The organism is Flavobacteriales bacterium, from assembly GCA_021296215.1.
Lineage (GTDB): Bacteria > Bacteroidota > Bacteroidia > Flavobacteriales > ECT2AJA-044 > ECT2AJA-044.
In genome coordinates this window covers 17,646-39,603 of sequence record JAGWBA010000007.1, presented here as the reverse complement: position 1 = coordinate 39,603, position 21,958 = coordinate 17,646, and the positions used below count along the sequence as shown (strand labels likewise).

General features: G+C 50.0%; 18 protein-coding genes, 2 tRNA genes and 1 pseudogene. 9 read left to right on the top strand and 12 right to left on the bottom strand.

The annotated features are described in order from the left end of the window. Window position 1 precedes the first annotated feature (1 nt). Window positions 2-1,477, top strand: coding sequence for an N-6 DNA methylase (locus J4F31_02155; GenBank protein ID MCE2495380.1), 1,476 nt, complete (start codon window positions 2-4; stop codon window positions 1,475-1,477). Beyond that, window positions 1,474-2,196: an ORF6N domain-containing protein gene (locus tag J4F31_02150; GenBank protein MCE2495379.1), complete on the top strand. Its 723-nt coding sequence runs from the start codon at window positions 1,474-1,476 to the stop codon at window positions 2,194-2,196. The genes J4F31_02155 and J4F31_02150 overlap by 4 nt, the downstream gene beginning before the upstream one ends. 83 nt (window positions 2,197-2,279) lie before the next feature. On the opposite strand, the gene J4F31_02145 is transcribed toward J4F31_02150, so the two are convergent. The 7 genes from J4F31_02145 to hutI are packed head-to-tail and all read right to left on the bottom strand — an operon-like array spanning window position 2,280 to window position 11,268. Beyond that, window positions 2,280-4,481, bottom strand: coding sequence for a hypothetical protein (locus tag J4F31_02145; GenBank protein MCE2495378.1), 2,202 nt, complete (start codon window positions 4,479-4,481; stop codon window positions 2,280-2,282). Between the two features lie 2 nt (window positions 4,482-4,483). Continuing rightward, complete coding sequence (locus J4F31_02140; GenBank protein MCE2495377.1) at window positions 4,484-4,984, bottom strand: hypothetical protein; 501 nt, start codon at window positions 4,982-4,984, stop codon at window positions 4,484-4,486. After that, a complete protein-coding gene (locus J4F31_02135; protein MCE2495376.1) occupies window positions 4,981-5,424 on the bottom strand; it encodes a nuclear transport factor 2 family protein in 444 nt (147 codons plus the stop codon). The genes J4F31_02140 and J4F31_02135 overlap by 4 nt, the downstream gene beginning before the upstream one ends. 25 nt (window positions 5,425-5,449) lie before the next feature. Next, window positions 5,450-7,012: an FAD-binding protein gene (locus tag J4F31_02130; protein ID MCE2495375.1), complete on the bottom strand. Its 1,563-nt coding sequence runs from the start codon at window positions 7,010-7,012 to the stop codon at window positions 5,450-5,452. Between the two features lies 1 nt (window position 7,013). Beyond that, a complete protein-coding gene (locus J4F31_02125; GenBank protein ID MCE2495374.1) occupies window positions 7,014-8,978 on the bottom strand; it encodes a gliding motility-associated C-terminal domain-containing protein in 1,965 nt (654 codons plus the stop codon). Between the two features lie 39 nt (window positions 8,979-9,017). After that, window positions 9,018-10,034, bottom strand: a complete 1,017-nt coding sequence (locus J4F31_02120) for a formimidoylglutamase (protein ID MCE2495373.1) — start codon at window positions 10,032-10,034, stop codon at window positions 9,018-9,020. Further along, window positions 10,021-11,268, bottom strand: coding sequence for an imidazolonepropionase (hutI, locus tag J4F31_02115; protein ID MCE2495372.1), 1,248 nt, complete (start codon window positions 11,266-11,268; stop codon window positions 10,021-10,023). Before hutI ends, J4F31_02120 begins: the two co-directional genes overlap by 14 nt. 251 nt (window positions 11,269-11,519) lie before the next feature. Here hutI and aroC point away from each other — a divergent pair, with 251 nt between their 5' ends. The 3 genes from aroC to J4F31_02100 all read left to right on the top strand — a co-directional run bounded on the left by aroC (window position 11,520) and on the right by J4F31_02100 (window position 15,986). Continuing rightward, complete coding sequence (gene aroC, locus J4F31_02110; GenBank protein ID MCE2495371.1) at window positions 11,520-12,584, top strand: chorismate synthase; 1,065 nt, start codon at window positions 11,520-11,522, stop codon at window positions 12,582-12,584. Next, window positions 12,581-13,981, top strand: a complete 1,401-nt coding sequence (locus J4F31_02105; protein ID MCE2495370.1) for a dicarboxylate/amino acid:cation symporter — start codon at window positions 12,581-12,583, stop codon at window positions 13,979-13,981. The genes aroC and J4F31_02105 overlap by 4 nt, the downstream gene beginning before the upstream one ends. 61 nt (window positions 13,982-14,042) lie before the next feature. Next, window positions 14,043-15,986, top strand: coding sequence for a PD40 domain-containing protein (locus J4F31_02100; protein MCE2495369.1), 1,944 nt, complete (start codon window positions 14,043-14,045; stop codon window positions 15,984-15,986). A 30-nt stretch (window positions 15,987-16,016) separates the two neighbouring features. On the opposite strand, the gene rplS is transcribed toward J4F31_02100, so the two are convergent. The 4 genes from rplS to J4F31_02080 form a co-directional block, all read right to left on the bottom strand. Then, window positions 16,017-16,445, bottom strand: coding sequence for a 50S ribosomal protein L19 (gene rplS / locus J4F31_02095; protein MCE2495368.1), 429 nt, complete (start codon window positions 16,443-16,445; stop codon window positions 16,017-16,019). Between the two features lie 63 nt (window positions 16,446-16,508). Continuing rightward, the gene (gene trmD / locus J4F31_02090) at window positions 16,509-17,198 is read right to left on the bottom strand and encodes a tRNA (guanosine(37)-N1)-methyltransferase TrmD (protein ID MCE2495367.1); all 690 of its coding nucleotides are present in this window, start codon (window positions 17,196-17,198) and stop codon (window positions 16,509-16,511) included. Window positions 17,199-17,249: 51 nt separating this feature from the next. Beyond that, window positions 17,250-17,332: transfer RNA gene (locus J4F31_02085), tRNA-Leu, on the bottom strand. 62 nt (window positions 17,333-17,394) lie between these two features. Then, window positions 17,395-17,467: transfer RNA gene (locus tag J4F31_02080), tRNA-Lys, on the bottom strand. Between the two features lie 330 nt (window positions 17,468-17,797). Between J4F31_02080 and J4F31_02075 the strand changes: the two genes are divergently transcribed. Further along, window positions 17,798-18,319 (top strand): shikimate kinase, encoded by a 522-nt coding sequence (locus J4F31_02075; GenBank protein ID MCE2495366.1) that lies wholly within the window; start codon window positions 17,798-17,800, stop codon window positions 18,317-18,319. Continuing rightward, the gene (locus tag J4F31_02070; protein ID MCE2495365.1) at window positions 18,303-18,896 is read left to right on the top strand and encodes a nitroreductase; all 594 of its coding nucleotides are present in this window, start codon (window positions 18,303-18,305) and stop codon (window positions 18,894-18,896) included. The genes J4F31_02075 and J4F31_02070 overlap by 17 nt, the downstream gene beginning before the upstream one ends. Here the strand turns inward: J4F31_02070 and J4F31_02065 are convergent. Continuing rightward, window positions 18,893-20,028, bottom strand: a pseudogene (locus J4F31_02065) (pirin family protein). The gene J4F31_02070 and the pseudogene J4F31_02065 overlap by 4 nt on opposite strands. Window positions 20,029-20,128: 100 nt before the next feature. On the opposite strand from J4F31_02065, the gene J4F31_02060 reads away from it, so the two are divergent. Together J4F31_02060 and J4F31_02055 are read left to right on the top strand one after the other, a co-directional pair. Then, window positions 20,129-21,064 carry a hypothetical protein gene (locus J4F31_02060; GenBank protein MCE2495364.1) on the top strand — a complete coding sequence of 312 codons (936 nt, stop codon included), beginning with the start codon at window positions 20,129-20,131 and terminating at the stop codon, window positions 21,062-21,064. Next, entirely contained in the window at window positions 21,065-21,871 is an 807-nt protein-coding gene (locus J4F31_02055) for a hypothetical protein (protein MCE2495363.1), read from the top strand. It abuts the gene before it with no gap. The last annotated feature ends 87 nt before the right edge of the window (window positions 21,872-21,958 follow it).

Sequence of the window (21,958 nt, the reverse complement as noted above, 5' to 3'; positions counted from 1 at the left end):
CATGTTTGAACAGACTTTTAAGAATATAGACGACATACTCCACAAAGATGCAGGTTGTGGAAGTGAACTAGATTATGTGGAGCAAACCTCTTGGGTGTTATTCCTGAAATACTTGGACGACTTGGAACGTGACCGAGCCACTTCTGCTGAACTCACAGGAAAATCCTACACCCCAATAATTGACCGGGAATACCAATGGAGTATTTGGGCTGCTCCCAAATTGGCTAATGGAAATGGTTCGACTAAGCTCACCACAAGAATTGATCACAACGCCCAGACAGGAGACGACCTTTTGGACTTTGTAAACGGCAAGCTTTTTCCCTACCTCAAAAAGTTCAAACTGTATGCCGAAAATGCCGATACCATTAAATACAAGATTGGCGAGATTTTCAGCGAATTGAAAAACCGCATCCAAAGCGGCTACAATTTACGTGAAGTGATTAACCGCATTGACGAGTTGCGTTTCCGAACCCATGCAGAGAAACACGAAATGAGCCATCTGTATGAAGACAAAATCAAAAACATGGGCAATGCAGGGCGCAACGGTGGCGAATACTACACGCCCCGACCGCTCATTACGACCATTGTAAAAGTGGTTGACCCAAAGATTGGCGACAAAATTTATGACGGTGCCGTGGGTTCTGCGGGCTTCTTGTGTGAAGCGTTCGATTATCTGAAATCAGGAAAAGAACTCAGTACCAAAGAATGGGAAACCTTGCAAAAACGAACCTTTTACGGCAAGGAGAAAAAATCATTGGCTTACATCATTGGCATTATGAATATGATTTTGCACGGTGTGGAAGCGCCCAACATTGTGCACACCAACACGCTTGCCGAAAACGTGGCCGACATACAGGAAAAAGGCCGCTATGATGTGGTGCTTGCCAACCCCCCATTTGGCGGAAAGGAACGAGCAGAGATCAAGCAAAACTTCCCGATTCAAACCAGTGAAACCGCCTCGCTCTTTTTCCAGCATTTCATTAAAATTCTGAAAGCAGGCGGCAAGGCAGGTGTGGTGATTAAAAACACATTTTTAAGCAATACCGACAATGCCAGTATTGCTCTGCGGAAAGAACTCTTGCAAAACTGTAATCTGTACACCGTTTTGGATTTACCAGGCGGCACTTTTACGGGTGCAGGTGTGAAAACCGTAGTGCTGTTTTTTGAAAAAGGCAAGCCCACACAAAAGGTTTGGTTTTATCAATTGAACCTCGACCGAAATTTGGGCAAGACCAATCCGTTCAATGAAAAAAATTTGACTGAATTTACGGAATTGCAACAGACTTTTGGGGATAGCTGTAACTCTTGGACAGTGAATATCAAAGATGTTGACCAAAGCACGTTTGATCTAAGTGTGAAGAATCCAAATACCCCAGAAGCAGCACCACTGCGCCAACCACACGAAATCTTGAAAGAAATAAAAGCTTTGGATGATGAAAGTGCAGAAATCTTAAACTCAATTTCGGATTTGATATGAGTAAAGAGTTGGCCATTTCGCAAAAGCATATCGAAAGCCCCATATTCTCCATTCGGGACAATCAGGTGATGATTGATCGTGACCTGGCCGAGATGTATCAGGTTGAAGTAAAAAGATTGAATGAGCAAGTCAAAAGAAATATTGAGCGATTCCCTGAATCATTTCGTTTTCAGCTTACTGAAGGCGAAAAGAATGAACCGGTCGCAAATTGCGACCGGTTCGAAACGCTGAAACATTCATCCAATAATCCCTACGCTTTTACCGAGCAGGGTGTGGCCATGCTTTCCGCTGTTTTGCGCAGTGAAACAGCCATCAAGGTCAGTATCCAAATCATCAATGCCTTTGTCGAAATGCGAAAGCTTATAGCCAACCATAGTGGACTTTTACAACGCATGGATGGCGTAGAACGAAAATTGGCAGAAAGCGACCAAAAATTTGAGCAAGTATTTAAAGCCTTAGAGAGCGAAGACAACATCCCCACCCAGGGTGTGTTTTTTAACGGACAAGTATTTGATGCTTATGAATTGGCTTCTAAAATTATCCGCTCAGCGAAATCAAGCATTGTATTAATCGATAACTACATCGATGAAAGCACACTGACCCACTTAGCCAAGAAAAATAAAGATGTACAGGTATCATTACTTAGTAGAGTCATCAATAAACAAGGCTTAAGACCAGAACAAATCTATCCAATTGTTCCGGTCTTAAGCCTTAAATAATGAAATTTAGAAAAGTCGACCTTAGGGACCTCATACGCAGATTGACAAGTCGACTTTGCTATTCCGAAGAAGCTACTGAGCCATCATTTCAACAAATGAAGCAGCCCTTTTATTTTCTGTTGATTTTCTTCCGATCGAAGTGCTTCGCGAACCTGCTTTTTCTCAGATTGCGAAAGATGCCAGCTCAAGCTAACGGCCTCTTCTTCCTCAAAGAGGTTTAGCTCGATCACATCCATCGGAACATCACACCATTCTTCTGCAAGCAACAGTAACTGACTCTGATTGAAATCTTGCATGTTATCGAAACTTTTAATGACTCCACTCACAGGGTTGAACAAGTTTTCGATGACCCCGCGATTTCTTTCGTCCCGAATACGGGTGTCATTAAGCCCATCGCTTCGTAATCGCACGAATATTATTCCACTCGTGTACCTTTCGAGCCATTGGTTAAAGTGATACACGTATCGCAGGCTTAATTCGAATCCGTTGTTATCACGAGCCCCTGCATCTATGAGCTCCATGGCCGGATCACTGGGCAAATTGATCAACGGAGTTATATACGGAAATGACGCACTCATCCGAATAGCGGAACTGAACCGAAGGCTATCGGCTCGCAGATTCGCAAAGAAACGTAGAAACTCAACTCCATCGTGAAATTCGGGTCTATCGTTGCTAGGCCCCACTAATGACAAGTAGGAGGTAGGGCTGCTCGAAATATTCAGTCTACGGCCATCGTTCACAAGGATAGGGGAAAAGACCATTTTCGGAATCTCCGCATCGATCTCAGGATCTCGATAGTAGGACAACGGAACGTCAAGTATCCCATGCGTATTGGCGTGCAACGCTTGCTCAAAGGAGAATCCGCGATCCTTATTATACACCTGATCACCTTCGTGCCAATGCAGGGTGTTGAAAAACAGATCATTGGTGACTAAGCCGAACACGATCAGATTCAATAAATCAGAGCTAAATCGCTCCCGAATCGCGGTCGGACCTAAGGAGTCCTGAATTCCCTCTAACTGTAGCGCTCTGTAGTATGCCGCACCCAGCATTCCGCCCGAGGCACCTGTGATCAATCTCGTGTGCCTAAAGAATTTTCCCTCGCTCAAGCTATCGAGCTGCCCCATCATTTCGAAAGTGAACAACGCAGATCGCAATCCACCACCCGAAGTATTGATGATAACGAGTTTCGGTTTCCGCTCCTGAGTAGATCTCCGCCAAGCACGCAGGGTCCTCAGTTCCTGATTTCTGTCGTAGGTATAGATACTGTCACTGGTCAAGCGCTCGAGTTGCTCGAACCGATAGGGAATGGGGTCGGCATTGTAGTCAAGTCCAAATGCGTGGTTCACCTTTTCAAACAAGGCAAACTGCGATAAAAACTGAATGGCAATAAAAACCAAAGCAATACCGAAAGCATACCAACTCTTGAACCAAGAGTGCAATACCGCGGTAAACATCAGGTAAAGCGTGAATAAAAGGTAAATGCTGCCTGCGGCAGGAATATTAGCCCACGGCTGCTCGCGCAAGAACCCGAACCCTATGATCACAAGGAACAAAGCCAAAATGAAGAAGGCCGCATTTCGGTGATGTTTGTCCAAGATTTGAATGAGAATCCTTCTCGGATAATGATCGGTTGGCCGCACCACGCGAAGGGTTACGAAATTGCGCATGTAGTATTGGGTTCGCGTATCGTCGAAAACCACCCTCGGATCACCGGCCCGCTTGACCAATAGATTCAGTGGACGCTCAAGGGACTCTTCGAGGCCGCGAAACAGGTTTCGGTTAGTACTGAAGAAGTAAGTAAAGGTGACCGATATACTGATCACCACCCCCAGTATCCACATCAATAGATTCAAAAGTGCATCGGCTGTCTCAATACGCTCCTCACCGGTCTGATAGTTAAAGCTGTAGTATAAAAAGACCAGCGTGTACGAGATCGGTAGGAGCGAATTGTTGATGCTGAAGCGATACAAAGGCTGCTCCAGCGTGGCCAAGAAGGTGAACTTGTGGCTGTAGTAGATATAAGTGCTTACGTGAAAGGCCATGAAAAACAGCCCCGCGAACAAACCCGACATGAAGAAAGACAATAGCCCAACTTCGCCCAAATACTCGGGGGCCAGAAAGAGTAGGGGAATGCCATAGGCGTCTGCGAAGTTCTCTGTTACGAAACCAACCAACAGGATCCAAAACAGCAACAGTATCAAACTCCGCTTAAAATGCAGTGCCAACAGTTGGATCGGAAAAAAACGACCCCACTGAATCGATATGCGGGGTTTGTCCGGCATGTTTATTCAGGTATTCCTTCCCACACTTCTAAACGCGGAAAAAGTCCGAATTGACTCATGTTGTGATAGAAATGTTTTCCTTGAAAGAGCCACCACATCTCCTTGTCCAATGTCCCGAACTTCGGATGTGCATGGCTCCAGTCGTCCGGTGCCGTATCTAAATGTGTCGCCATACGATCGTATTGGAATCGCAGTTTTTCGACCCACCGGTCGAATTCTTCTTGGTCTGAGGGCGCACTCAATTCATGGTAAAAGGCAGGTTGATTCGCTCCGGGTCTAATAAGATGATCACTGTGTAAAAAGGCGTAGGCCTTGGGCACCTTATCTTCCGGAATTTCCAACTCGATAGGATCTTCGTAAAAGGTGAGTTCCAAGCTTCCGATCAAATGACGCACCATATCATCTGCGCTCATCACGCCGAATGCGGGCTGTTGGTTGGCGTCGAGTGATCGCATTCGATCGAGCCCTTCTTCAATTACAGTTCTAGCTTCTATTGCTTTCATTCTTCGGGGTGTTGATAAAAAATCTTGGAAACGATCTTCCAGCCATCTTTGAACTTGTAAAGACTCAAATAGTCACTGTATACATGCCGGTCACCGATGAAGTACTCGACCTTGACGATGGCGGCATTGCCGGTGATGTCAACCAATGGATACTCGAATCGAACGGGTCCGCGTTCTTCGTTTGAACCGTCCTCGGCATTCTCAATGGCGGCGGGTTTCCAATAATATATTGGGAACTCCCACACCCGGTCGTTGTTTGCGTTATAGCCTAAAATGTTAAAGCCAGTATGAAATCCGGCGTCGATCTTTGAGGCATCGCCCTCATTGGTGATCCCTTCCAAATAGGCTGAGTTAATGGTTTCCATCACGGCTTCGCGATCACTCTCCTGAGCCCACAGCGCCGCTGGAGCAAGGAGTAAGACAAGTAGGAGTTTTTTCATTGGAGTAGATTTTACTCCAAGATAGTTATTTACTAACCGCTGCGCGAATGGCTCTTGCGACTTTTTGCCCGTCCATAGCCGCCGATACGATTCCGCCCGCGTAACCGCCTCCCTCACCGCACGGGTACAGCTTGGCCACTTCAGGGTGCTCCAAGGTTTCGCGGTTGCGCGGGATGCGAACCGGTGAGCTCGTTCTCGACTCTGTGGCGTGGACCACGGCTTCCGAGGTCAAATAACCTTTCATCTTTTTACCGAAGGCCGAAAATCCCGCACGCAAACGGTCCGATACGAATTCCGGCAGCACCTCATTGAGTTCGCTCGCCGTGGTTCCGGGCTGATAACTGGAAGCCGGCAAAACGGTAGAGGCTTGTTTGTTCACGAAATCGGTCAAACGCTGAGCGGGTACGGATTGTGTGCCTCCGCCGGCTTCCCAACAGCGCTGTTCTACCGCGGCCTGAAAGGCCATTGCCGCCAGCGGCCCTTCCGACGCGTACTTCTTGAAATCGGCCGGCTGTAATTCCACTACGATGCCCGAATTCGCAAAAGGGTTGTTCCGCTTACTGGGCGACCAGCCGTTCGTCACCACTTCACCCGGCACCGTGGCGCACGGAGCAATGATTCCGCCCGGACACATACAAAACGAATACACGCCCCGCTCTCGCACTTGATGCACCAAACCGTACGACGACGGCGGCGAGTACGGCGAACGCACATCACAGTGGTACTGGATCGAATCGATCAGCACCTGCGGATGCTCAACGCGCACCCCCAGGGCAAATGGCTTCATCTCAATGAGAATTCCCTGCCTGTGAAGCTGGCTAAAAATATCGCGCGCACTGTGCCCTGTAGCGAGTATAAATGCCTTAGCGGCATGAAGGGTTCCGCCCGAATCTATTACGCCTTCCAACTTGCCGTTCTTCACCCGGAAGCTTTCGACCCGAGCACCAAACCGCACTTCGCCACCACACTCTTCAATGAACTCCCTGATGGCCGTAATGACCTTGGGTAATTTGTTTGTTCCGATGTGCGGGTGCGCATCGATCAAAATATCTTCGGGAGCCCCAAAGGCTACCAACAACTCAAGTACCTTGGCGATATCACCTCGTTTCTTTGATCGCGTATAGAGCTTTCCGTCGCTGTAGGTTCCGGCGCCTCCCTCTCCAAAACAGTAATTTGAATCGGGGTCCACGATGTGCTCCTTGTTCAACACGGCTAAATCGCGCCGACGCGCACGCACGTCTTTTCCGCGTTCCAGTATGATCGGACGCAATCCGAATTCAATGAGTTCGAGCGCAGCGAATAATCCGGCCGAACCCGCACCGATGATCACGACTTCGGGAGCGTTCGAGACGTTCTGAGCTATAGGCTCAAAAGTACTCGGCGCTAGTGTTTCACCGGGTTCTTGGACGAGTAATTTTAGATTGATCCAAACGGAGCGACCTCGAGCATCGATGCTACGACGGTCGATTCGGTAGGGTGGAAGTTGTTCATCGGGCCGTAGGCCCAAAGCATTGGAAACGGCTTTGTCCAACTGCTCCGGCGTAGCCGCCACCACAGGCTTCACGCGCAGTTGAATCACATTGGCCATTTTATCGGATCATGAAAATATTACCGGACAATCGGTCCTGTTTGATTCGCGATTCTCCTTGATTTCGAATACTGTAAATGATTTCATAGAAGTATACCGTGTCTACCAAGTATTCATCGTTAAAGGTTCCGTCCCACCCTTCGGCAATGTTGTCTGAGTAAAAGATCTCCTGTCCCCACCGAGTAAAAATGCGCATTTCGTATTCGAGAACGACACAACTCGAAAAGTCCGTTACGGGCCTAAAGAATTCGTTTTTACCGTCAACGTTCGGTGTAAAGGCATTCGGTACGTACATGTTACAAGCACATGGATCCACTTCTACATTTACAGTGTCACTTGTTACCGTGTCACAAATGTTGAAGATCGTCACATAGTAATCACCCGGTCCGGAAACGGTGTAAGTAGAATTAGTGTTTCCGTCTTGCCAGAGGTAGTCAGAATCTGGGAACGAAGCCTGGAGCTGGAAACTCTGACCGTCGCAAATGACCTTGTCGTTTCCGAGTGTTACAGTGAAGCCTGTAAATGGCGTAAAGGTAACGTCATCGGAAATACTCTGACATTCGTCCGTAACGATGACGGAATAGGTTCCAACGTCTAATACGTTATAGGTAGACGATGTTGATCCATCTTGCCACAAATAGGTATAACCAGGGCCACTCACGCCCGGATCCAAAGTAATATTATCTGCGGAACAGTACGTTCCATCAGGTCCGAGGTCCACGGTAAACGGAGGCGGACTAGTGATCACAATGGTATCGAACTGAGTAGAGCAGCTGTCCATAACCTCAGCGTAATAGGTGCCCGGTCCGGTTACAATACGAATAGTATCGGTGGAGTTATCGTCCCAAATGTATTGGTAGGGCGCTCCACTCAATCCCGGATCGAGCACGATTTGATCCCCGGTACAAATGATGGTATCGTCGCCGAGGTCCAAAACGAAAGACTGAGGTTGATCGATCACGATGGTGTCGTAAACGAATTCACAGTCATTCGTGGCCGCCACGAAGTAGGTTCCGCCCGAGTTCACAGTAAATGTGGTTCCACCGTTGTTCGGATTCCCCATCCATTGGTATTGTACGTTGGGCTGATTGGTCGTAGCCGTAATGGTGTACGACTGACCTTGACAGATCAAGGTGTCGGGGCCCACGTCCACCGTCAGTGGTGGAGGCGTAGTGGCCACAAAGGTTGCGGTATCCGAGCCACAGGCATTAGTCACCGTAACTGAATATGTACCATGGGTAGTAATGGTATCCGTTGATGCCGTTGAACCGCTCGACCAAAGGTATGTCACCGGACCGGCACTAGCGGGCTGAATGGCATTGAGCATGGGGATCACGTCTCCCGGACAAATAACAAAGTCGGCAATACTCACTGAAACCGTATCGATGTGATTCAGGTTGAAGGTCAAGGTCCCCGAACCGCAAATATTGGTCACCGTACAGGTGACGACCGTATCGAGTGCCGTAGCCGTGTAGGTAGCTGCTCCGGCATTGGGCGGATTCCAGCTATACGTACTAAAAGGTTGAGTAGCATCGAGCAGGACTGTTCCATTTGCACAAATGTCGGGCGTTAGCGTTTGAGTGGGAGGGGTTAAGGCCAGGTCAAAAGTATTCGAAGTTGACCCGACTTGTGTGCCGGTTAAGTCGTATCCGGTAACGGATACGTTGTAGGTACCCGCATTCAAATACTGATAGCTGATTGTTGGAATACCTGCACCATAGCTGGCCGTACCGGCCAAAGCATCGTCAAAATCCCAGTAAAGCGAATCTACCGATGTAGTATCGGTATAGTCGAAGGTCAAAGCATTATCGCCACAAACCGGGCTAGCGGTACCCCCATTCCAGGTAAAGGTGAACTGCGCTCCGCGGAAATCGTAGTTCACTGCCTGCGGCAGGATTAGCGACGCCGCGGAGAAAAGGAGAAATAAGGAAGAGAGTAGGTTACGTATATTCTTTTCAGAGATCATATCAGCTCATTCGTAATTGGCAAAGATATTCAATTCGCATTAATGCCTTCCGGCGCCACTTTTAATAAAATCACACAGCAAGAATGCCAGCGAACGTCCCACTTTACGGTCCGATCCGGCCACCAACGAAGGTGCCGCTTCGGCTATATGCAGGTAAGCCACGCGGGCATCTTTATTTTTTAGTGCCAGCAACATCTGGCGTATTTCGTTTAGCGTGAATCCACTTGGCGTGTCGGCACTCGACGGGAAATCGGTAATTCCGTCCACATCGATCTCGAGTCCGACCTTTTCGCTTCCAAACCGGCTCCACAACTCGTCCCAATGATCGATCATGGGCAACCGCCCAAATGAAACGTTCTCAAAACTTAGGCACCAAGATTTACCGGGCCTCTTCAACAGCGAAAGCATTTCGGCCGAATTATAACCTTCGTGTAGCCCAAAGACCGAATACTGCTCTAAATAGCCCTCATCGCGAGCGTACCGAAACCCGTTGCCGCTGTGCCGCCCCTCAGGACTACGGAAATCAGCGTGTGGGTCAACATTGACGCAGTGGATGGGGCGTCCTATAGCCTGAGAAACTCCACGCAAACAGCCATAGCTGTTGTTATGTCCGCCGCCGATCACCATCGGGACCTTGCCCAGCGCGGCGATCTTTTCGATCAGCGGCCAAACGGCGGCATCGATCTTGGCCGTGAGCTCTCGCAGTCGATCGACGGATACCCCTTGCGAGGTCTTCATCCATTCGGCGGTGTTGAGCGTTCCGAGCACCAGCACCTCCTTGCCGTCCAGGTACTCATTACTCTGCACATTCATGAAATGCGGAAGTGTGGCCTTCCAGCCGTAGGCTGCACCCGGTCTACCGCCATTGGCGCGCACTCCAATATCCTCCGGAATACCCAACAGCACATAGCGAGCATTCGAAGCCTCTAGGCTTTCGAGGATCCCGCTGTCGGCGCATTGAACGCGTTGCCCGATTTTGATTTCGCCCTCGCGGGCGGATGTGCATGTCGCGGCGTCCTCAGATGTGAACGGTCTCCAGTGGTCAGTCCAGGTCATGATATAAACGGGCTCCGTTGACGTACGTGCTTTCGATCCAGTTGGCACCGAAGGCGTACGGCAGAAAACTATAACTGTTCACGTTTTTCGTGACGATTAGGTTGGCTTGCTTGCCCGGACAAATACTGCCGTGAGTAGCTTCGAGCCCCATGGCATAGGCGCCGTTAAGGGTTGCGGCCTGAATCGCCTCTTCGGGGAGCATCTTCATTTTTATACAGGCGAGCGATAGAATGAAGGGCATTCGACCCGATGGGCTCGATCCTGGATTGTAGTCGCTGGCTAAGGCCACGGGCAATCCTGCATCGATCATTTTTCGCGCCGGTGGATACTCCATACCGAGGAAAAAGGCCGTCGATGGAAGCAAGGTACTCATGGTCTCACTACTGAGCAATGCGTCGATCTCAGCGTCGCCGGTACACTCGAGGTGATCAACGGAACGAGCTGCATATTTAACTCCGGCTTGAATTCCACCCGAGAAGTCGAGCTCGTTTGCGTGGATCTTCGGGGCGAGCCCGTATTCGGCTCCGGCGGCCAATATGCGCTCTGTTTGTTGGGGAGTAAAGAACCCTCTGTCACAGAACACGTCGATGTAGTCGGCCAACTTCTCTTCGGCCACGGCCGGAACCATCTCGTTCATCACCAGGTCGACATAAGCCTCGCGGTTTTCGCGATACTCGGCCGGAAAAGCATGTGCGCCTAGAAAGGTCGTTTTTACGGCCAGTGGAAATTCCTTCTGCAAGCGGCGGGCAACGCGAAGCATTTTGAGTTCTGATTCCGTGGTGAGTCCGTAGCCGCTCTTGATCTCAACAGCACCGGTTCCCATGGTAATGATCTCGCCCATACGTCGAGCGCTTTGTTCATAGAGCTCGTCTTCAGGGGTGTCGCGCAGCCTCTGTGCGCTGTTGAGGATACCACCACCTCGTTTGGCTATTTCTTCGTAGCTGAGCCCGTTGATCTTGTCCACGAATTCTCCTTCGCGACTTCCGGCATATACGAGGTGGGTGTGGCTATCGCACCACGCCGGCATCACTACTTTTCCGGTGCAATCGATCACCTCGTCGGCCGCGTTTGGAGCGGTGTCCATACCACCGAACGAGTCGATCTTATCGCCTTCAACGAGCAGCCACGCGTCGTTCAAATGCGGTAAGGTTCGCATGTCGGATCCGGCCACCCAGCGAGTGGGTTCTTCTTCTACGAGTAATAGAGATTGTATGTTCTTGAATAAGGTCTTCATGTGTTAGTGGTTGAGCGAGGGTGCAATTTAGTTCTTCGAATTATTAATCTTTAATTCTCAATTTTTAATTGGGGAAATGCGTCAATTATAAAATTGCAAATATAATCTACTAGGCCTCTCATGATTCGCAGTTGATAATACCTACCGCTTCGAATATACCCGTGGTTTTGCATTAAGAATTAAGCATTAAGAATTTCTCGACTGATGTTGCGGGAGCTAATGTTGAGGCTAAACCTTTATATTTGCCAACTATGGCTGGAAATACCTACGGGCATCACTTAAAACTGACCACTTTTGGCGAAAGTCACGGATTGGCGATCGGTGGTATGCTCGATAATTTTCCGGCCGGGGTGAAGCTCGACCTCGACGCCGTGCAAAGAATGCTCGACCGTCGTAAGCCAGGGCAGTCGGCATTGACGACTCAGCGGAAAGAGAGCGACACAGTAGAGTTTCTGAGCGGTATTTACGAAGGATATTCTATCGGTACGCCCATTGGCTTCATCATTCGCAATTCCGATGTTAAATCCAAGGATTACGATCACCTCAAAGAGGTCTACCGACCCTCACATGCCGACTTTACCTATCAGACCAAGTACGGCATGCGCGATCACCGCGGGGGCGGACGTTCCTCGGCGCGCGAAACCGCCTGCAGAGTGGTTGGCGGTGCCTTGGCGATGCAAATCGTGCCGCAGGCACAAATAGCAGCCTATGTGAGTCAAGTGGGAGAGGTGAAACTCGATAAGGGTTTCCAAGAGCTCGATTTGGACCTCCGATACACCAACGATGTCCGTTGCCCGGATGAGACGACCGCTGGGCTCATGGAAGAGCACATCAAGGCCGTTCGGAAGGATGGGGATACGGTGGGCGGAGTGATATCGGGAGTGATTCGCGGGCTTCCGGCCGGATTAGGAGCACCGGTGTTCGATAAGCTGAACGCCGATTTGGCCAAGGCGATGATGAGTATAAATGCGGTGAAGGGGCTTGAGATCGGGAGCGGATTCGATGCCGCCGCAATGCGCGGAAGTGCGCATAACGATAAATTCGTGGAAGGCGGTGGTGCGGAAACCAACTTTTCGGGCGGGATCCAAGGCGGGATCAGCAATGGGCAGGATATTTACTTCCGCGTGACCTTTAAGCCCGTGGCAACGCTCATGATGGATCAACAAAGTATTAATGAACGTGGAGAAGAAGTAACGGTGAAAGGTAAGGGGCGGCACGATGCCTGTGTGGTTCCTCGCGCTGTGCCTATCGTGGAGGCCATGGCGGCCCTGGCGGTAGCCGATCACTATTTATTGAATAGAAGTAGCAGAATATGAGCAAGTTAGCCTTGCATTGGCAGATCATTATTGGCCTTGTGGCCGGAATCATATGGGCCGTTATGTCGAGTGTGCTCGGTTGGAGCGAATTCACGCTGAACTGGATCGATCCATTCGGAGTTATTTTCATCAACTTATTGACACTCATTGCCGTTCCGTTGGTGTTATTCAGTATCATCAGCGGCATTAGTGGGCTAAGCGACACATCGAGTCTGGGGCGTATGGGCATCAAAACCCTCGTTGCGTACCTCGTTACCACGGTTTTTGCCATTACTATTGGACTCACCCTCGTGAACACTATTAAGCCGGGCAAGCTGGTCGACGAAGGTCAGCGCCGCAGCAATCGCGTTCGATACGAACTGTGGGTGGTTGAAACGCAGGGAGTCGATAAACTCGACGACCGTAACTTGCTTCAGAATTTGACCGAGGAAGAAAAGCAGGCCCTGCGGGCCGAAGATCAAGCTCTAGCTGAAAACAGCACCGTTCAAAGCGAGATGGAAAGCGCCAGGAAGACCAAGGATGCCGGACCTTTGCAGTTCGTGGTCGATATGGTGCCGAGCAACATCTTTTTCTCATTGAACGACAACGGCCTCATGCTGCAGGTAATCTTCTTTTCGATCTTTTTCGGGGTGACCTTACTGTACATTCCGCCACATCAGGCCAAGCCGGTGATCGACTTCATCAACGGATCCAACGAAGTATTCTTGAAAATGGTCGATATCGTCATGAAAGGAGCGCCGTTCTTCGTTTTTGCGCTTTTGGCCGGTAAGTTGAGCGAAATGGCAGGGAATGACCTTGGTGCTGTGATCGAGATTTTCAAAGGGCTCGGATGGTATAGTTTGACCGTGGTATTGGGTTTGGCTATAATGATTTTTGTAGTGTATCCTTTCGTCATGATGGTGATTGTAAAGCGGCGCAGTTATCGCGAGTTCTTTAATTCTATAGGGGCAGCTCAAATATTAGCTTTCTCAACGAGCTCAAGCGCGGCGACCTTACCCGTGACCATGGAATGCGTTCAAGATAATCTGGGAGTAAGTGAAAAGGTGACCAGTTTTGTCTTGCCCATTGGGGCCACGGTGAACATGGATGGAACATCATTGTACCAGGCTGTGGCAGTGATCTTCTTGGCTCAGTTTCACATGGTCGACTTGACCGTGACGCAACAGTTGACCATTGTACTTACGACCACGTTGGCCAGTATCGGGAGTGCTGCGGTTCCTTCGGCCGGACTCGTAATGTTGAGCATCGTTCTGGAATCGATCGGATTAAACCCGGCGTGGATCGCTATCATTTTTCCGGTAGATCGGATTTTGGATATGTGTAGAACGGTGGTGAACGTTACCGGCGATGCCACGGTTTCAACGATCATAGCAAGCACCGAGGGAGAGCTTGAATAAATATGAGCTTCCGGCGTTATATATACACTGTTAACACCAACACCCGACTAATCAAAAGCTAATGCCAACGCTAAGGCTCAAGTCCTTTATAAGTCTGTCGCTAGTGCTGTCGCTGTCACTATCGGTTGCTCAACCGCGGCTCGACTGCGAGTGGGAGGTAAGTAAGAAAGCCGAAAAGCTTTACGAAGAGGGCAAGGAAGAGCTTTTGGCCGGACACCCCATGGCGGCGCAAACCCTGTTCCTGGAGGCCTTGCAGAAAGAAGAAAGATATCCCCAAGCACGGTACTACCTCGGCGAGATCAGTTGGAGGTTAAAGAAATATAACATTGCTCGTCAGCATTTGGAGCTGGCTATCGAAGATTGTCCGGACATCAACTGGGAAACCTATCATCATTTAGGGATGTTCGCCCTTCAGAACTACGACTATCCGTTGGCCGAACGATACTTCGAAAAAGCACTGAAACTGTCGTTCGAATACAAGGCCGATCGGGACGAAACAGCCGATTTACTCGGCTCTACCAAAAACTTGGCCTTTTTAATGAACAATCCGGTACCCTATGATCCTAAGTCTGTGCCTGGAATCAGCACGCCTGGCGACGAGTATTTGGCGATCATTTCCCCTGATGGCTCGCAGGCTTACTACACCAGGAGGTATCAGAAGAAAGAAAAGACCATGCTCACGGCTACCTATGTAGAGGAATTTACGCGTTCCATGAAGCAAGGCGATCGCTGGATGCCCGGCGAAACACTGCCATTTCCATTCAATCAGGGCGATAACGAAGGCGGACCCAGTATCACGGCCAACAACAACGAACTGTATTTCACGGTTTGCTCGCCCACGGGGAATGGTCAAAACAACTGCGATATTTATTGGTCCCTTCGGGACGATGGGTTCTGGACGGAAATTAGACCTGTGGAGAACGTGAACTTGCCTAACGCGTGGGATTCGCAACCCAGTGTAACGGCCAATGGAGATGTCCTTTTCTTCACGAGTAACTGTGGAGACGGCCAAGGAGGACTCGACCTTTGGCGCAGTGATCGGCAAGAAGACGGAAGCTGGGGAGCTCCTTACAATTTAGGGCCGAAGATCAACACTCCGGGAGACGAGAAATCACCCTTTATACACAGTGATAGCCGTACGCTGTATTTCGCTTCGGAAGGACATTTGGGCTTTGGCGGGTTCGATATTTTCTACAGCCAGGAGCGTTCGGACGACTGGGACCATCCCAAAAACATCGGTTACCCCATCAACACAGAGCAAGACGAAGTTGGATTATTCGTGAGCCTGGACGGAGCTACTGCCTATTTTGCTTCAAACGAACTCAAAAGCATTGGCGGCTGGGATGTATATAGTTTTAACCTGCCCACAACGGCCCGCCCCGACAAGGTAATGCTGCTCACCGGAAATCTCAGCGACGAGTTTAGCGAACCCGTCCGCGAGGCTCGAATAGAGATCAAGAACCTGGAAACGAAAGAGATACAAACCTTTAAAACGGACTCAGACGGTAGATATGCCGCCGTAGTGCGTCGTCCTAAGGATGAGGATCTGATCGTGACGGTAAAAAAGGAGGGATACGCCTTTCAGAGTGAATTCATTGCCGCGGATGAAGAAATGGAAGATATCGAAGAGGTGAATATGGATATTCGTCCGATCGAAGTAGGGGGGGAGTACGAGATCAACGACATCAACTTTGCCACGAACAGTTTCGAGCTTAACACCAGAAGCCGGTTGATCGTTGACGAGTTTGCAGCGTTCTTGCTCGAGAATCCGACCGTTCACGTCAGCATCGAAGGTCATACCGATAATGTGGGTAATAGCTCGGACAATATGACTTTGTCAAAAAATAGGGCTGAAGCGGTGTATTTAGAACTCATTGAACAGGGAGTTCAAGCAGTTCGCCTCGATTATAAAGGATTTGGCTCCACGAAACCCGTGGCGGACAATTCAACCGAATCGGGCCGCGCAAAGAACCGGAGAACGGTGTTTCGGATTCTCAATTTTTAGTTGGCAGAGAGCAGAGAGCCATTGGCCACATTAGGCATTGGCCATTAGCCACATAAAAAAAGCCACCCGTTTTCGGATGGCTTTGTTACTCGTCGATGTATAAATTCTTTCTAAGTGACTACGCTCTTTGATACGCGCTTTCTTACCGGTAAGCGCACGCAAGTAGAAGATCCGTCCACGACGCACGACTCCACGCTTGTTCACCTCGATCTTCTCGATGGCGGGTGAGTTGATTGGCATAACACGCTCTACACCGACGTTACCACTCATTTTGCGAATGGTGAAGGTTTCGGTGGCGCCACTTCCACGACGCTGAATAACGGTACCGCGGAAGAACTGCGTACGCGTTTTAGCACCCTCGCGGATGGTGTAATATACTGTGATCGTATCTCCGGCTTTGAAGTCGGGGAGATCATTCTTGGCTACTAATTCGTCGTTGACGTACTGCACTAAATCCATGTCTGTCACTCTTTAGGGTGTCGTAAAACAGGGCGCAATATTACGAAATATTTACGAATTGAACTACTCGTTATGTCCTTTTTTCCACAAATCGGGACGTAGTTTTTTAGTGCGCTGTTCGGCCTGGTCGTGACGCCATAGTTCGACGCCTTTATGGTCGCCACTCAGGAGGATGTCGGGCGCCTTATGCCCTTCGAAATCAGGCGGACGCGTATATACGGGGGGAGCGAGGAGATTGTCCTGGAAGGTGTCGCTCAGCGCGCTGGTTTCGTCGTTCAATACACCGGGCAACAGGCGAATGACGCTATCGGCCAGAACCGCAGCGGCCAATTCGCCACCCGAAAGCACGTAATCGCCGATGGATATTTCGCGCGAGACGAACATATCGCGTACTCGTTGATCGACTCCTTTATAGTGACCGCATAAAATGATGATGTTCTCATTAAGCGAGATCTCATTGGCCATCGTTTGGTTCAGGGTTGAACCGTCAGGAGTCATATAAATAATGTCGTCGTAATCCACATCCGCCCGCAGGGCGTTAATACATTTCGCAATGGGCTCAACCATAATGACCATTCCGGCACCGCCACCGTATTGGTAATCGTCGACTTGCCGGTGTTTTCCATACCCATATTGGCGGAGATCGTGAACATGCACCTCAACGAGGCCTTTGTCTTGGGCGCGCTTGAGGATGCTCGCCTCGAAGGGACTTCGGAGGAGTTGGGGCAGTACGGTGATGATGTCGATGCGCATGGGGTAAAGCTAAAAATAAAAAGCTCCGAGTGCGACTCAGAGCTTTCGTTGTGCCCACGACTGGATTCGAACCAGCACGTCCTAGGGACACCACCCCCTCAAGATGGCGTGTCTACCAATTCCACCACGTGGGCAGGCAGCACAAAGGTAATTAAACCTTCAATAAAAAAGGGCTGCTTGTGACAACCCTCTTTTGTGACTCGGCTGGGGCTCGAACCCAGGACCCACGCCTTAAAAGGGCGTTGCTCTACCAGCTGAGCTACCGAGTCATTCCCGATTTGGGAGTGCAAATATACGACTGCTCTGAAAAGGGGCAAGTCCCGCGGCCAGATTTTTTAACGTAACCCGATTTTCGCGGTTTTGGTTCATGGGTCACTGTAGTTGGTGGGTGGAAATGGTTATTTTTAGAGCTGATAGTCTAGAGCTTAAAGCTTAGAGTAGTTGATTGGTTGATTGGTTGAATGTTTGATTAAGAAAGTTAATCGTTAATCGAAATTTCGGAACTTCAGTGGTTCAACCAAAATCAGGACGGGACATCATGGTTCATGGCCAATTAAGAATAAAATTGAGAATTCCATTAATTGTCTATCGAAGGAAAAATGCCAACAGTAAAGCCCCTGGCACTTATCGGGCCGATGGGTTGTGGTAAGTCCACCATCGGGCACTTGATCGCCGAAAAACTTCAGTGGCCGTGGGTCGATCTCGACTTATGGATAGAGCAACACGAGCAAAAGCCTATTAGGGAGATCTTTGCCGACAACGGCGAACCCTATTTTCGGCATCTAGAAGAGGAAAACATCAAGTTGTGGATGGAGCAGGCTCCGCTCGTGATCTCTTTGGGTGGGGGAGCGCCGTGCGACGCCAACCGTTGGGCCTTACTCAAAGAGCATTTTTTCACTATTTACCTCAAAGCCGATCCCGAAGTATTGATCGGGCGATTAGCCAATCAACGCGAAGCAAGGCCTCTGATCGCGCAGGGAGATGATTGGAAGGACCGCTTTCGCGATCTTTTGCGCGAACGCGAGCGTTACTACACACAGGCCGATTGGATCCTTGAGACTGGATCGGCCACACGTGAAGAAACCGCAGAACACATACTGGAACATGTCTTACACCACTGAGCGCGGCGAGCAAGCCTTAGAGCTCATCCGCCATCGCCGCACTGTCAAGCCCGAACAATTCGACGGCACTGATATTCCCGCCGAGATCATCAATAAGATCCTCGAAGCGGCTAACTGGGCACCAACCCATGGGCATACAGAACCCTGGAGGTTCTTCGTTCTTTCGGGCGATTCCATGACCGAGTTCGGGGACCGCATCCTCGAGGCGATGTCTGAAAAATCGGGAGTACCCATTCCGGAAGTCAAGGCCGACAAACTCCGACACCGTCTTCAGCTCACCAGTCATTTGGTAGTGATTGCCATGAAGCGAGGTGATAACCCCAAGATTCCGGCCGAAGAAGAGGTTATGGCCACCGCTTGTTCCGTGCAGAACTTGTGGATCGCAGCAAGTGCCTTCGGAGTAGCGGGTTACTGGAATTCGGGTGGACTCACCTACGAAGATCAGTTGAAAGAGGATTTCGGCCTACGACCCGAAGATCGCCTCCTCGGTTTTTTCTACCTAGGTAATACAAAAGAGCCCTGGCCCGTAGGAAGGCGCCAGAGGTCTGTAGAATCAAAAACGAATTTTATAGGTTAACCGGGAAACTTTTCCCGACCGTCGGCGTGTCTTGTGAAACGATCCGGGTTGCGGTCGTGCACCGGATCAATTCGATCCCACGGCCAACCCCCGAAGCGCGTCCGCTGATAGCCTATATATAGGCCTGTTGCACTTCTTCGCGCGTATTCATCACGAACGGTCCGTGTTGCACTACGGGCTCACTGATCGGGCGACCTTGTAGCACCAGAATCCGACATTCTTTATTTCCGGCGGTGAGCTTAATGGCTTTGTCGCCTTGTACATCGGCGGCGTGGTAATGAGGCACCTCTGTATCGTGCACGGTTAGTTCGTCTCCCTTATAGAAGTACAAGGTACGGTTGGCCCCACTTCCTGCCGCAGGCAGCAAGTATTCAGCTCCAGCTTCCATGCGGATATTCCAGATGCCGACCTCGTGCTCGTCTTGCGCGGCCCAACTATTTGGAGGTGGGGTCGGAGCGGTATAAGCACCGATAGCCCCGGCGATCACCTCGATGCGCGTGGTTTTTCCGTTGTCGTCGGTGTGGTCGATGTCGGGAATCTGCTCGGCCCACAACATCTTGAAGTGGGGCTCCACCATCTTGTCCTTTTTCGGCAGGTTCAGCCAAATCTGGAATAACTCCATGGAATTCTTTTTATCCGGATGGATCAACGGAAACATCTCAGCATGCTGCAACCCGCTACCCGCGGTCATCCATTGCACATCGCCGTTCCCGTATCGACCCGCAGCATCGGCCGAATCGCTGTGATCCACGAATCCTTCACGTACAACCGTAACTGTTTCGAAGCCTCGGTGGGGGTGTCCCGGGAAGCCCGGAACCGAAGTCCCGTGGTACATGCGGAAACCGTCTTTCACCAAGAAGTCAGACCCTATATTTCGCCCTTGTAAGAGCTGCTTATCCGGTCCCAATTCTGAATTTCCCTCGGAAAAAAAATCTTCGTGATGTACGCAAAATAAAAAGGGGTCCTGCGTTTGCCATTGGAATCCCAAGGCGCGTACGCTGCGAACTACTGGAGGCATATTTTCTTCTTTTTTTTCGTTGTGGGCAAAAGTGCTTCGGCCCGCAACGACCGATCCGGCCGTTATGGCCGCCATCTTCTGCAAAAAGCTTCTTCGACTGTTGTTCTCGCTCATGACTTTATAGATGTATGTACATCAAAGTTAATCAAAATACGACAGATGCCGTATTGTGGCCCTACGGGCCGATTAACAACTTTGACGAAAATAAAATATCATGAAGCGTTCAATTGTTCTATTTCTCGCCCTGATCGCTTCCGCTAGCATGCTCAGGGCTCAACAAGTCAACTACACCATCGAGTACGACAATCCGGATATCAAGCCGTTTTGGATACTCAATTTACAGCACCTCGATATGGAGGTAATGTCCGATAACATCTCCGGACTCACCTTTAATTTATCGGCTTGGGGTGTGGTGGAGCCCGTTAATCGAATTGGTATCGACTACCGCTTTCGTCGGAGTATTTTATCGTTCGCATCGCTGAACTACGATGGAAACCCAACCTTGAACGATATCGAAGTGGGAGGATACCTAACCTTGTCGAGCAAGGTGAAGACCAACGACAATAAGGGGATTCTCGACATCGACGAAGCTGAGGATTGGTACACCCAAAATGAAACCATCACCTACACTTTCCTGACCGTACCGTCACAACGTCGCGTCGATTTCATGGTTCGAGGCGGATATTACCACTTTAGTTCAGCAATGGACGCCGAAGGGCTATTGGCCTACAGCGGCAACGAAAACACCATCATGGCCTTCTCGGAGGATGTGGGGAGCGCAAATTTCAACGGACTCTATGCAGGGGTCAACTGGCCCTTTATCACCAACGTGTTCATCAAGGCCGATGGATGGGGTAATCAGTTTAGCTCCATCGCTAAGAACATTTACATCGATGCCCTGTTGATCGACGCCTCCTTCAAAGACCCTATGATCGACGGCGAACCCGATGTTACCGACGAGGTCAATAATACTCGAGACGCGCTTCCGGTCGGATTCCGACTAGGGTGGAGCGCCTACCGGATCGAAAAAAAGGACCGCACCGATAAAAAGTTTGGTATGTGTTACAACTTCGAATTCGGATACCGTCCGTACATGGGATACTATGTTGGCGGTGGTCCGGGACTCACCATCGTCAAAATGACCCGATAAGTGAAACGAGTAGCCTTCGCAGTCTTAACGTGCATAGCACCCGTACTGGCCTCAGGACAGCTCGCTGATTTTAAATACCTGGGCGAGTCGTATTTCGATCGCGAACTGTACCTGGGCCTTTCGGTGCGGCACATGGCTTTATCAACACCCAGTGCACCACGGCCCGAAAACCATAAAGGCACCTTCTGGACCGGAAACTTCTTCCTGTATCGCATAGATAACCCGGAAGTCGGGAAAAGTCGCTTCGTTTACCGCAACAAGATCATCGGCGAGATTTTCTACCTCCTAAAGGACACCGACCTCAACAACAACCAAGGAGCGAACATATACCGCGATGAAGGTTCCACTTTCACCAACTTTTTAATGGGGGCCGCCGGTTGGGGGTGGAATTTCGTTGCAAGCGATAGAGTGGTGGTGGCGGGTGGATTCAACCTCACGGACTTCGCCCTCGGAAACACCTATGTGGTCGAAAACGAGTTCGGACAAAACGAAGAAATCACCTACGCACCCCACGGCTGGTACCTCGGAGCAGGACCCACCCTTTTCGCCGATGTGGCACTCACGCGTTGGCTTATACTCGAAGCCCAGGCCGACTACACCCTCACCTTTTGGAACCCGGTTCCGCTCACCTGCGGAGTGGAAGATCCGGACCACAAAAAGCCCCATGCGGCGTTGGTTTCGGCTCGACTCATGACCTCACTTGGTCTCTTTATCGGATTCGACCATAGCATCCTATTCGATCGCACGCCCAACGCCTACAATATGTACAAGACCGAGATTCATTTCGGTTGGTCCATTATGCTGTAAGGGCTTCTTTTCTTCCGTTTTGAGAAAGCGGACCTAGCTGAATGTTTTTTTACGGACAGGTTCTTGCTACTTTTGTTTTTTGTAGAA

Bases quoted from the DNA above. Each gene is read 5' to 3' on its own strand.
- J4F31_02155 (MCE2495380.1), top strand. From the start codon at position 2: ATGTTTGAACAGACTTTTAAGAATATAGACGACATACTCCACAAAGAT.
- J4F31_02150 (MCE2495379.1), top strand. From the start codon at position 1,474: ATGAGTAAAGAGTTGGCCATTTCGCAAAAGCATATCGAAAGCCCCATA.
- J4F31_02145 (MCE2495378.1), bottom strand. From the start codon at position 4,481: ATGCCGGACAAACCCCGCATATCGATTCAGTGGGGTCGTTTTTTTCCG.
- J4F31_02140 (MCE2495377.1), bottom strand. From the start codon at position 4,984: ATGAAAGCAATAGAAGCTAGAACTGTAATTGAAGAAGGGCTCGATCGA.
- J4F31_02135 (MCE2495376.1), bottom strand. From the start codon at position 5,424: ATGAAAAAACTCCTACTTGTCTTACTCCTTGCTCCAGCGGCGCTGTGG.
- J4F31_02130 (MCE2495375.1), bottom strand. From the start codon at position 7,012: ATGGCCAATGTGATTCAACTGCGCGTGAAGCCTGTGGTGGCGGCTACG.
- J4F31_02125 (MCE2495374.1), bottom strand. From the start codon at position 8,978: ATGATCTCTGAAAAGAATATACGTAACCTACTCTCTTCCTTATTTCTC.
- J4F31_02120 (MCE2495373.1), bottom strand. From the start codon at position 10,034: ATGACCTGGACTGACCACTGGAGACCGTTCACATCTGAGGACGCCGCG.
- hutI (MCE2495372.1), bottom strand. From the start codon at position 11,268: ATGAAGACCTTATTCAAGAACATACAATCTCTATTACTCGTAGAAGAA.
- aroC (MCE2495371.1), top strand. From the start codon at position 11,520: ATGGCTGGAAATACCTACGGGCATCACTTAAAACTGACCACTTTTGGC.
- J4F31_02105 (MCE2495370.1), top strand. From the start codon at position 12,581: ATGAGCAAGTTAGCCTTGCATTGGCAGATCATTATTGGCCTTGTGGCC.
- J4F31_02100 (MCE2495369.1), top strand. From the start codon at position 14,043: ATGCCAACGCTAAGGCTCAAGTCCTTTATAAGTCTGTCGCTAGTGCTG.
- rplS (MCE2495368.1), bottom strand. From the start codon at position 16,445: ATGGATTTAGTGCAGTACGTCAACGACGAATTAGTAGCCAAGAATGAT.
- trmD (MCE2495367.1), bottom strand. From the start codon at position 17,198: ATGCGCATCGACATCATCACCGTACTGCCCCAACTCCTCCGAAGTCCC.
- J4F31_02075 (MCE2495366.1), top strand. From the start codon at position 17,798: ATGCCAACAGTAAAGCCCCTGGCACTTATCGGGCCGATGGGTTGTGGT.
- J4F31_02070 (MCE2495365.1), top strand. From the start codon at position 18,303: ATGTCTTACACCACTGAGCGCGGCGAGCAAGCCTTAGAGCTCATCCGC.
- J4F31_02060 (MCE2495364.1), top strand. From the start codon at position 20,129: ATGAAGCGTTCAATTGTTCTATTTCTCGCCCTGATCGCTTCCGCTAGC.